Source organism: Gluconobacter sp., assembly GCF_047723935.1.
Lineage (GTDB): Bacteria > Pseudomonadota > Alphaproteobacteria > Acetobacterales > Acetobacteraceae > Gluconobacter.
This window is the reverse complement of the sequence record NZ_JBDOBO010000076.1, coordinates 1-10,129: the sequence shown is the minus strand read 5'-3', so window position 1 is coordinate 10,129 and position 10,129 is coordinate 1. Positions and strand designations below refer to the sequence as shown.

Annotated in this window: 9 protein-coding genes and 1 pseudogene; 5 read left to right on the top strand and 5 right to left on the bottom strand. The window is 56.3% G+C overall.

Annotated elements, in window-relative coordinates; translation table 11 throughout:
- Positions 1 to 301 (top strand): annotated as a pseudogene (locus ABF979_RS14495) (hypothetical protein); the annotation flags it as partial.
- Between the two features lie 25 nt (positions 302 to 326).
- Positions 327 to 1,769, top strand: coding sequence for a glycosyltransferase family 2 protein (locus ABF979_RS14490; RefSeq protein WP_415560525.1), 1,443 nt, complete (start codon positions 327 to 329; stop codon positions 1,767 to 1,769).
- A 3-nt stretch (positions 1,770 to 1,772) separates the two neighbouring features.
- On the opposite strand, the gene ABF979_RS14485 is transcribed toward ABF979_RS14490, so the two are convergent.
- The gene (locus ABF979_RS14485) at positions 1,773 to 2,810 is read right to left on the bottom strand and encodes an exodeoxyribonuclease VII large subunit (protein ID WP_415560524.1); all 1,038 of its coding nucleotides are present in this window, start codon (positions 2,808 to 2,810) and stop codon (positions 1,773 to 1,775) included.
- A gap of 93 nt (positions 2,811 to 2,903) precedes the next feature.
- On the opposite strand from ABF979_RS14485, the gene ABF979_RS14480 reads away from it, so the two are divergent.
- A complete protein-coding gene (locus ABF979_RS14480) occupies positions 2,904 to 3,302 on the top strand; it encodes a DUF4186 domain-containing protein (protein WP_415560523.1) in 399 nt (132 codons plus the stop codon).
- Here the strand turns inward: ABF979_RS14480 and ABF979_RS14475 are convergent.
- Both ABF979_RS14475 and ABF979_RS14470 read right to left on the bottom strand, forming a co-directional pair.
- The gene (locus ABF979_RS14475; RefSeq protein ID WP_415560522.1) at positions 3,284 to 4,597 is read right to left on the bottom strand and encodes an amino acid permease; all 1,314 of its coding nucleotides are present in this window, start codon (positions 4,595 to 4,597) and stop codon (positions 3,284 to 3,286) included. The genes ABF979_RS14480 and ABF979_RS14475 overlap by 19 nt on opposite strands.
- A 23-nt stretch (positions 4,598 to 4,620) precedes the next feature.
- On the bottom strand, positions 4,621 to 5,082 hold the full coding sequence (locus ABF979_RS14470) for an Lrp/AsnC family transcriptional regulator (protein WP_046900845.1): 462 nt from the start codon (positions 5,080 to 5,082) through the stop codon (positions 4,621 to 4,623).
- Positions 5,083 to 5,194: 112 nt separating this feature from the next.
- On the opposite strand from ABF979_RS14470, the gene ABF979_RS14465 reads away from it, so the two are divergent.
- Together ABF979_RS14465 and ABF979_RS14460 are read left to right on the top strand one after the other, a co-directional pair.
- The gene (locus tag ABF979_RS14465) at positions 5,195 to 6,670 is read left to right on the top strand and encodes an aminotransferase class V-fold PLP-dependent enzyme (RefSeq protein ID WP_415560521.1); all 1,476 of its coding nucleotides are present in this window, start codon (positions 5,195 to 5,197) and stop codon (positions 6,668 to 6,670) included.
- Positions 6,671 to 6,753: 83 nt separating this feature from the next.
- Complete coding sequence (locus ABF979_RS14460; RefSeq protein WP_415560520.1) at positions 6,754 to 7,653, top strand: delta(1)-pyrroline-2-carboxylate reductase family protein; 900 nt, start codon at positions 6,754 to 6,756, stop codon at positions 7,651 to 7,653.
- A 48-nt stretch (positions 7,654 to 7,701) separates the two neighbouring features.
- Here the strand turns inward: ABF979_RS14460 and ABF979_RS14455 are convergent, their stop codons facing one another.
- Positions 7,702 to 8,592 (bottom strand): transporter, encoded by an 891-nt coding sequence (locus ABF979_RS14455; RefSeq protein ID WP_086633956.1) that lies wholly within the window; start codon positions 8,590 to 8,592, stop codon positions 7,702 to 7,704.
- 74 nt (positions 8,593 to 8,666) lie between these two features.
- Positions 8,667 to 10,129, bottom strand: a 1,463-nt coding sequence (locus ABF979_RS14450; protein ID WP_415560519.1) for a PQQ-binding-like beta-propeller repeat protein, incomplete at its 5' end; no start/stop codon positions are given.

Below are 10,129 nucleotides of genomic sequence, written 5' to 3'. Positions count from 1 at the left end.
ACCGCCATTCCTGCAGATCGAGGGCGGGACTCCGGAATCCGAGTACGGACCTGTTGTGGATCAGGCTGTTAAGTCAGCGTTGGCCCGCAAGGAAAACGTCCTGTTCATCGTCAGGCTTCTGGTTCCGCTCCAGTCTGATCCGGCAGCGCAGGCCAAGGCCATGACGGAGGCTACACAAACGGATTTGGAACCAGTCGCCCACAGAATCAGCACGGCGGGCGCCCAGCCTATCCAGATCGAGATGCATGCTCTCACCGATCCATCGGTCCAGCATCCGCTGATCCGTGTGGACGTACGCTGACCAGCCACCACGGAAACATACCATTATGCCAAGTGCAGCCTGCGCCGTTCTGACCCATAATGCCGCTCCTCTCCTGAAGGAGTGGCTGCTATGGCATCTGGCACTCGGGTTCGAGCGCATTCTCGTGCTCGATGCGGGCTCCACAGACAATACGCAGGCCATCGCCCTCACCGCAGAACATATCGGCCCGGTTGAATTTCATGAATTCGCCAGAACGGATGACCTCTCTCCTCATGAGCTTCGTCAGGTTCTGACAGCCGAAGCCGTTCGTCTGGTGGGGCGGGAACAGGATTGGCTGCTGGTTCTGGACGTTGATGAATTCCTCGATCCGGACACAACGCTGGACAATCTCCTTATAACGGCAGGAGATGCTAATGCGATTGCCATTAACTGGTGCGTTTACGGCAAACCTCTCGAGCCAGTCCCGGCCGGATCTGTGATTCAGGCATCTTCCTACCGCAGTGCTTCCACCTTTCCTGACAATGGAATGGCCCGGCTATTTGCACAGACAGAAAATCTCCCGGTCCTGATGGACGTTCTGTCTCCGGATTTCTCTCCCCAACGCATTGTCCACCCAGATGGCACACCAGTCGATCAGGCTGGCCCAGGTCTCCATGTCTCGTGGGAAGGAGCGCGCATTCTTCATTATGTCTGGGCGGGAGACCCGGACATGCCCCCTCACCTTGCCGAACATTATTTCTGCCGGGATGAGGAAGATCTCTCTCCGAGACGGAGACTGCCTGATGTGTCCGTGATCCGGCATGACTTTATGGATGCACAAGCCTATCGAGGGCTGGCAGACCTTCTGGATCGGCTGCACCAAGATCCTTCCATGGCCTTACCCGCGCTTTTGGATGCAGGAAGTTCCATGCCGGACCATGGCCAGCATGAGCGATTTTCTTTTCATCGTGTCCGGCCATCCGCAAGAGAACGTCTTCTTCTGACACCTCAGACGGCTCCTCTGCCAACACGCACACGGGCTGGTTTTATTCGGGACGGAGCAGGCAATTTTCTGCTCGTCGGTGAAGATGGATTTCCCGGATTATCAAACGATCAGAACATACAAACGACGGAAAAACTGGCCGCCATCTATCAAGACAGCCATCCTGAAATTCTCATGCTCGCGTCTTTAAACGGACATCCTGTTCAACTGGCGAACCAGTCTCTTCTCCGCCCCGTCCTGAAAATACGTTGGATTGACGCCAATACATTTGTTTTCGAGGATGAGAGCAGCCTTGCCGACACGTTGTTTCACTTCGTGGTCGCCGACGAGAAGATTTCTCTGGATCTCCCGCCCCTTCCAGCCACCGACACATCGGAAGGCCTTTCTTTCAATGGGTTCTGTGCCTGGTTTATTCGCCACCCCAAGTGCGCACTGCGAGATGTAGCACGCGTCATCGCTCTACTCTCTGAAAAAGGGCGGAGCGATCTGGAAAACGTTGCACCAGAATTACAAACGTTCCTCTGATTTCTAGAGGATACGGGACAGAACAAGACCGGCCAATAGGCCCAGAGCCAGCAGAATCAGGCCGTTCCGCAAGCGAACTCCCAAGGGTGCCCCAACCGGAATAGCGGCCATGGACGTCGCACTCTCCCGTAGTGCCACAATTTCTTCTTGCTGCGCACGCTCCTCCTCCTGCCGCTGCCACACACGACCGCTCATCTTGCGAATATAGTGCCCCGCATCCGCAGGCGTCGTTGCAGAATGATCCACCAGCCGTTCCGCCAGTGTCCGATTAGCAGTATGTCCGACGCCCAGAACACGGTGCGCCACACAGTTGGAGAGCGCTTCCAACACGAGCGGATGCTCGAACACCGCGAAATCAGAAGCATCTCCACCGCCACGGATCAGGACAATAATGTCTTCCCGACACGTACCGATGGCATCGGCAATGCGGTGTGGATCCGTCATGGCCACGGGGAGTGCTCGAATACGCTCCGAACGCCACCCGCCCCCCAGTGCCTGAAGAAAATCTTCCGAAACCAGTGCATTGGAAGATGCAGAATGAATCAGAAGCAGTCTGGCGTCCCGGCGCTCGGGATAGGGCTGAAACTGCCAGTTTAGCCCTCTCAGAACATCCAGCAGGGATCGTTCTGCCCGATCCACTTTCTGACGACCGGGATCATGCGGCTCAACGGTGAGCACTTCAAACCGCAGGGCAACCTGCCCGCGCAGATGACGAGCGCGCAGAAAACCTGTCACTCGCACATGATCTCCAGCCCGCACATCTGCCGCTGCGAGAACCAGTTTGGTTGCTTCCAGAGAGATGGACGTTCCAAGCTGCGGGTCGATCAGAGGAAGCTGATAATATTTCTTGTACGCGTTAGGCGCGACATCGCCCAGTTGCCCCTCTACCGCGAGAGGAAAACTCCATTCTTCAAACCGTCCGCAGATCTCATCCAGCCGGGCCGTGAACAGATCCTGAACCTGAAGCGGCGACAGGACTGGCATGGCAGCCATATCATTGGCTGAAGAATCAGTTCGGGTGCGTCTCGGAAAAGCGTCCATGCCGCACCATATGGAGTAAGAACAGATGTTCTCACAGAGGGTGCAGCAGCCCTCACAGCATTTTTTTATGTATTTTCAGAAGGTTGGTCCGTCTTGACCGGTTCTGCTCCTCAGGATCTTCTCCTCCGACTTCAGAAATCCCGTTTCCGGGCCCGGTTTCATCTGGATGAGCAGGCGCGCCTTTATCTGGAAAATCGTGGGCTGGATGCTGTCATGGAACATGGCACAGCCTTCATCCGGGATCGTCTGGCACCTGCATGGCCGGCGCAGGACGGAAAGCAGACGCCGATGCGAGGGCATCCGGTCTTCATCGCACAGCATGCAACGGGATCATGCTGCCGGGGATGTCTGGCGAAGTGGCATGGAATTCCCGCAGGAAAGCCTCTGTCTCGTGACGATCAAGACGCCATTCTAGATGTACTGCGCGCATGGATCCTGAAAGATATGGGGACGGATGTTCCCCACAAACCTGCTCAGGGCGTGCTGTTTTGAATCTTTTTCCCTCGTGGCAGAAAACGCTCTGCCAACAGGATGACAACAATCGCAAAAGCGCCCATTTCGATTTGTGAACGGGTCTCAGCCTGAATCATCATGGCAATGATTGCCAGACCAATCAGCGCAAGCGCCACATAGGCCCCAAATGCTTTCTGAGGCATCAGCTTCAACCGTCCCAGAACAAGCAGGGCGTTGTTGAAAAGCATGAACCCGCCTGTGAGGCTGACAAGAACAGCAAAAATGACGCCCGGCGACAGAACGGCCGTTACCGCAACCAGAATGGCACTTCCAACACTGGCGAGAAGCGCGCGCCGGGGAAGCTGCGTTTTAGGCTCAACCGCCAGAAAGACTGCAGGAGCATCTCCCTGTTCAGCCAGTTCGAACAGGATGCGTGAGGTGACGTAAATGCCAGAGTTCAGGCTGGAAAGCGCCGCTACGAGAATGACAATGCCCATTGCCAACCCGGCGAAAGGCACATGAAACCGGTTCAGAACCAACAAAAATGGTGACTGCCCGGGTACGATGTCACTCCAGGGCACCAGACACAGAATCATCGAGATCGTCACAAGGTAAAAGCCACCAATACGAAGAGGAATGGTCCGTGTTGCGCGGGCAATGTTCACTTCCGTGTTGTCGGACTCAACCGCTGCCACAGTCGCAATTTCACTCCCACCCATCGAGAAAAGCACTGTTGGAATAACGGCGAGAAGCGCCATTAAGCCGTGAGGCATAATACCGCCATGCGCAAACAGGTTTTCCTGCACGGGAATGGAATGCGCCCCGAACGCCCAGATACCAATTCCGATGAAAAGCACGATGGCAGCCACCTTGATGGCTGAAAACCAGTACTCGAACTCACCGTACCCTTTGACAGACAACAGATTGATGGCGGTCATCACGCCCAGAATAAGGAGTTCCAGAACGGCATAGGGAACCGGGATATAAGCCGCGAGCATGGATGTTACGGCGATGGCCTCAACACCAATCACCGTTACCCATGTCAGCCAGTAGGTCCAGCCTGCGACGAAACCGAAGCGATCCCCAAGAGCATGGCGGATCTGTCCGAGAAATGACGCACGCCCTGGTGTCTGTGAAGCAAGGTCTCGCATCATGCCGTTCACAAGCCAGACCAGAAGTCCCGCCAGAACGTATGACACGATGACGGCCGGCCCACCCATCGACAGTGCAGCCGAGCAGCCGATGAAAAACCCAGCACCAATCACCCCGCCCAAGGCAATCATGACAACATGTCTCGTCCGGAGACTTTGGGCGAGTTGATCCGTCTGGGTCATGAAGTGTCCTTGTCCGTGGTCTGTCAGACTGGAAGATCCCGGTTATCTGCCAGGGTTTCCATGGTCATGTATGAGGTGATGGCATCCAGCTCGACCTTGCTAATGATCTGCTGATAGACACGGTCGAAATCGTTCATGTCGCATGCCACGACCTTGAGAAGATAATCATACTCACCGGCAATCCTGTAAAAATCAACGATGTTTGGGATCGAAACGACCACTTTGCGGAACGTTTCAAACCATTCGTGTGAATGATGACGCGTCCTCATCAGCACAAAGACCGTCAATGTCAGGCCAAGCGCCTGAGCATTGAGACGGACGGTATCGTGGCTGATGATTCCACTTTCCCGCAGGGCGTTCAGGCGCCTCCAGCAGGCATTCTGGGAAAGGCCAACCTGTTCGGCCAGTTCACGCTGCGACGGGGTCCCCTGCTTCTGGAGAATGCGAAGGATGGCACGGTCCGTTTGATCGATAATTCTGCTCATAATGATGTAAATGACAACAAAAAACCGGTTTTCGTCTACAAGAAAGAGACAGTTTCCTATCCGCCATTGAGATATTTTCCTCTGACGAGATCAGGTAAGAGGACAGGGCAGCATGGAAACGATCGGCAGTCTCGACAACAGTGCAACAGCGCTTGAGCAATTTGAGAAAATGCTCCGTGCAGGTGGTCGCGACGCCCTTCGCAAGGGCGTTCTCGGAGACGGCACGAAGTTCATGAGCCCCTTTGGTGTTCAGTCGCTTCTTTATGCAGACTATGTCGCTTCAGGCCGTGCGCTTGTTCAGGTTGAGACATTCGTCATGAACGAAGTTCTTCCCTACTACGCCAACAGCCACACTGAAGCGTCTTTGTGTGGGGCGTACATGACACGGATACGTAATGCGGCGCGTGATGCAATTGCTCGCCTTTGCCATGCCCCCAAGGATCGTTTCACGACCATTTTCATGGGCAACGGCGCAACAGCAGGCCTGAACCGTCTCGTACATCTGCTGGAAATCCCTGCCCGCTGTGCTGCTGGAAATCGTCCGATCATTTTCATTGGCCCGTACGAGCATCACTCCAATATCCTCCCCTGGCGGGAAAGTGGCGCCGAGATCATCGAGATCCCGGAAGCTGAGAATGGGGGTCCAGATCTCGCCAGTCTTGAACAGGCATTAACCACCTGCGACGAAGGCCGCCTGAAAGTCGGCTCTTTCTCGGCCGCGTCGAACGTCACCGGCATCATGACGGATGTAGATGCCGTAACGGAACTTCTGAAAAAGCACGGTGCTCTGGCGATCTGGGATTATGCGGGTGCCGCTCCGTATCTTCCCATCGACATGAAGCCCGGCACGCCTTTCGAAAAGGATGCCGTGGCAGTGTCCTGTCACAAGTTTATCGGTGGCCCGGCAGCCTCAGGCGTCCTGATCGTCCGCAATGACATCGTGACGCGATGCGGCCCGGTTCTTCCAGGCGGAGGAACAGTACGGTTCGTGTCCCCCTGGAACCATGACTATACCACCAGCCTTGCGGCTCTCGAAGAGAGTGGAACACCCGATGTGGTGGGAGACATCCGCGCGGCACTGGCCTTCATCGTCAAGGACGTCATTGGTCAGACCTTCATGAGCGACCGCAATGCGGAGCTTCGCGCCCGCGCTGTTGCCCGTTGGAGCAAAAACCCGAATATCCGCATTCTTGGTCACGCCACCGCTGAGGCGCTGCCTATCTTCTCTTTCCAGATCCGGGACGCAAGCACAGGTGGCTTCATCCACCAGCAGCTTTTCACGCGCATGCTGTCGGACCGCTATGGCATTCAGGTGCGTGGCGGATGCGCTTGTGCAGGACCGTATGCACATCGCCTGCTCGACATTGACGAAGCGGCCTCGGATGCAATTCGTCAGGCCATTCTGTCTGGGCAGGAAATCGAGAAGCCTGGCTGGACACGCCTGAATTTCAGCGTGCTGATGGATGATGCCAAAGTCGAACGCATTCTCGATGCTGTCGATGATCTGGCGCTCGACCCTCATTCGGTCGCAGCCGCTTACGAATGCGACATCTCGACAGCCCGGTTCCGTCCAAAAGCTGCTGCTTAACCCAGACAGGGACGCTCTCTCGCCATCCCTTCATCTTCAAGCCAAAACGGGGCATCTTCCGGACAACAGCAGGAAGATGCTCCATGAAGACTTTGACCGCCGCCGAAACGCGAAAACTGCTCCCCTTTCCCGCCCTTGTGGAAACACTTCGGAGAGCAGCTCAGGACTATCATGCCGGGCAGATCTCCTGTCCTGAACGCATGGTTGTGCCAACGCTTGATCGCTCCGGGACGGTCATGTCCATGGTTGCGTGTGCGCCCGATATTCTCACGACAAAACTTCTGACCCTTTATTCTGGCAACTCCGCACGCAGCCTTCCTGCTATTCAGGGGCAAGTCATGTGCATGGATGCTGTCGATGGACAGTTTCTGTTCGCATTGGATGGCGTTGCTACGACGGAGCGACGGACCGCTGCCATCTCCATGCTGGGGTTGGACTGCTTTCGCCCAGACACTCTGGAAACGGTTCTTCTCATTGGTACCGGCGTACAGGCCAAAGCTCATCTGGAAGCGCTGAATGTGCTTTATCCGGGCCTCACGGTTTACATTCGTGGCCGCTCCCGTGAGAGCGTAGCCGCGCTGTCAGGAAGCGACGCATACCCTGCCCTGAGGCTTCGCAACGATGACGAAGCCTGCGACCCGGATGTGGTCGTCACCGTGACCAGCAGCCAAAGTGTTCTGTACGACGCGCCGCCAAAGTCTACGCGACTGATTATTGGTGTGGGGGCTTATCGACCGGAAATGATTGAAATTGGTCCGGCCATCGTCAACGGAAGTACCTGTATTGTGGATGACCCCGTCGGTGCCCCGTCCGAGGCGGGAGACATCATTCAGGCAGGGAAAGACTGGGAAGAGGTCCAACCTCTAGCCGCTTACCTATCCGGCAGAGAAAAACCGGAAGGTCCGGTATTTTTCAAGAGTGTCGGCTGTGCTGCGTGGGATCTGGCAGCGTGTCGCCTTGCCCGGCAAACACTGGGCCTCTAGGAGGCGGCACCCCGTCCGAGAATACTGCTCGGACGGGGTAAGCCGTCTTTACCAGAGATAGACCAGCTTCATGTAATACGCATTCGTCTCAGGCACGTTTCTGCCATCGACAGAATGAGAATACCGACCGGTTAATGAGACGCGCTTGGAAATATTGACCATGGCGCCCACACCCAGTGCGACTTCACGCCCACTGGATTCACTGACCCAACTGTTGGCAGTGTTATCCCGCATTCCGGCTGTGTTCTGCCAGTCAAATGCAAAGAACGGCTCAACAATCTTGCTCGCTTTCCAACTGAAACGCAGATTGGAATGAAAGACCGTCCCGGGCGAGTAGCTGTGCTCGCCTGTCTTGTGCTTCGTGGATGCTACAATTGCACCCAGATCGCCATCGAAACTGAAATGCTTCCATTCATAGTCGAACATGAAGCTGGACAGGTTTGACCAGTAGCTCGGGGACAACGCATCCCGTGTGCCAACTGGCGTCTGCATGAAGGTCTGGATACCGAAGGTGCTGTGAGCATTCGGCTTGAACCAGACGGCAGGGCCCACGATTGTCGGACCGAGGCCACCGTAATCCTTGCCCTGTGCCAGAACGAAGCTTTCCGACTGAATGACTTCAAACGCAAAACCGACATGCGGCAGAGCGTCAAAGCTGCGGAAGTGCACGTACTTCGTCATACCCGCCCAGGTGTGGCTTCCCCCAGTGGGCTGACGCCGGCCACCACTGTCATAAGTGTTTCCCGCGACATTCCCATCTCCGTACTGCACGAGCACGTTGAACGGTTTGAAATCGACAGGCAGGTCGTATTCATGCGGGCCAATGATGGCCAGAGGAATATCAGCAGCATGTGCCGCAAGGGCTGGCAGGAGGGAGGAAGCGGGCAATAGAATGCTCAGGGCCCGGAGACACCCTCCGGACCAGATTTTGCGAACCATGACTTTTATTTCCGTAGAAGAAGAAACTGGAGCGCCTCCAGTAAAGAAAGCGCTCCAGCAGTAATAAGGCCAGATCAGTGCGCGGCTGCGCCCTGCTGTCCGTCAATCGTGTAAGCGATGATATAGTCACCGCTGCGGGTGCCAAGGCCCCCATGACCGCCAGCGGCGATCAAAACATACTGCTTCTCGCCGATTTGATAGGACATCGGGGTTGCCTGTCCGCCAGCCGGCAGACGGTCACGCCAGATAACCTTACCGGTCGAGACATCAAAGGCACGCAGGTAATCGTCAGCTGTCGCACCCATGAAGGATACGCCACCCTTTGTGATGACACTGCCACCGATGTTGTACATGCCGGTCGGAAGCGGAAGGTTGTTGTGCGTCCGGAAAGGACCGGTGTCGCGCGTCGTACCAACCGGGTGCTGCCAGACAATCTTCTTTGTCACCAGATCGATAGCGGTGATCGTACCCCAGACTGGTCCCTTGCAGGGGATCTGAAGCGGGTTCAGCCACGGGCTGGTGTAAGCGATATAAGGCGTACCGTAGTCAGGAGAGACACTAAGCGCATCGCCCTTGGCTTCAGGCTTGTCACCCTTGCCATCCCACTTCGGCAGGATACCCGCGGATTCAGCGTGGTTACGCTTTTCCAAACGGATACGGAACGGCAGGTAGCTGGCGTTGGCGATCAGCAGCTTGCGCTGCGGGTCGATGGACGCACCCTGCCAGTCAACCACACCATAGAATGCCGGATAGACGATTGTCGTCTTGCCAACATGCGGCGGCGTGAACTGACCTTCATAAGCGGACTGACGGAACTGGATGCGGCAGATCATCTGATCCAGCAGCGTCGCGCCCCACATGTCGCTTTCCTTGAGGTCTGGCGGCGTCAGAGACGGCAGACCAACAGCAAACGGCTGCGTCGGAGACACGTGATCGTCTGCAGCAACGCCCGCAGTCGGAACCGGACGTTCCTCAACCGGATAACCCGGAACAGGCTTGCCTGTACGACGGTCCAGAACGAAGAACTCACCGCGCTTCGTGGTCTGGATCAGAGCCGGGACGGTTTCACCGTTCGGGCCTGGCAGATCAACCATCGACGGGCCAATGGCCAGATCCATGTCCCACAGATCGTGATGCACGGTCTGGAAGGTCCAGCGACGCTCACCAGTTTCGATGTCGAGAGCAATCGTTGCACTGGAGGTTGCATCGTCGAACGGACGGCGTGAACCACCCCAGTTATCCGGCGGGGAGTTACCCATCGGCAGGTAAAGCAGGCCGAGGTTCTCATCTGCCGTGTAAACGCCCCATGCGTTCGGGGTGTCACGCGTCAGCTCGTCGTTCGGACCGGGCTTCCAGTTTTCCGGGTTGTGACCGGCATCCCAAGCCCACTCGATCTCACCGGAAATCGGGTTGAACGCACGGATTGCACCGGACGGCTCGAAGTTCGCCTGGTTATCAAAGATCCAGCCACCAAGAACCACACGATCCTTCACCACCAGCGGCGGAGACGTCACGAAGTGGAAGCCATGCGGCACAT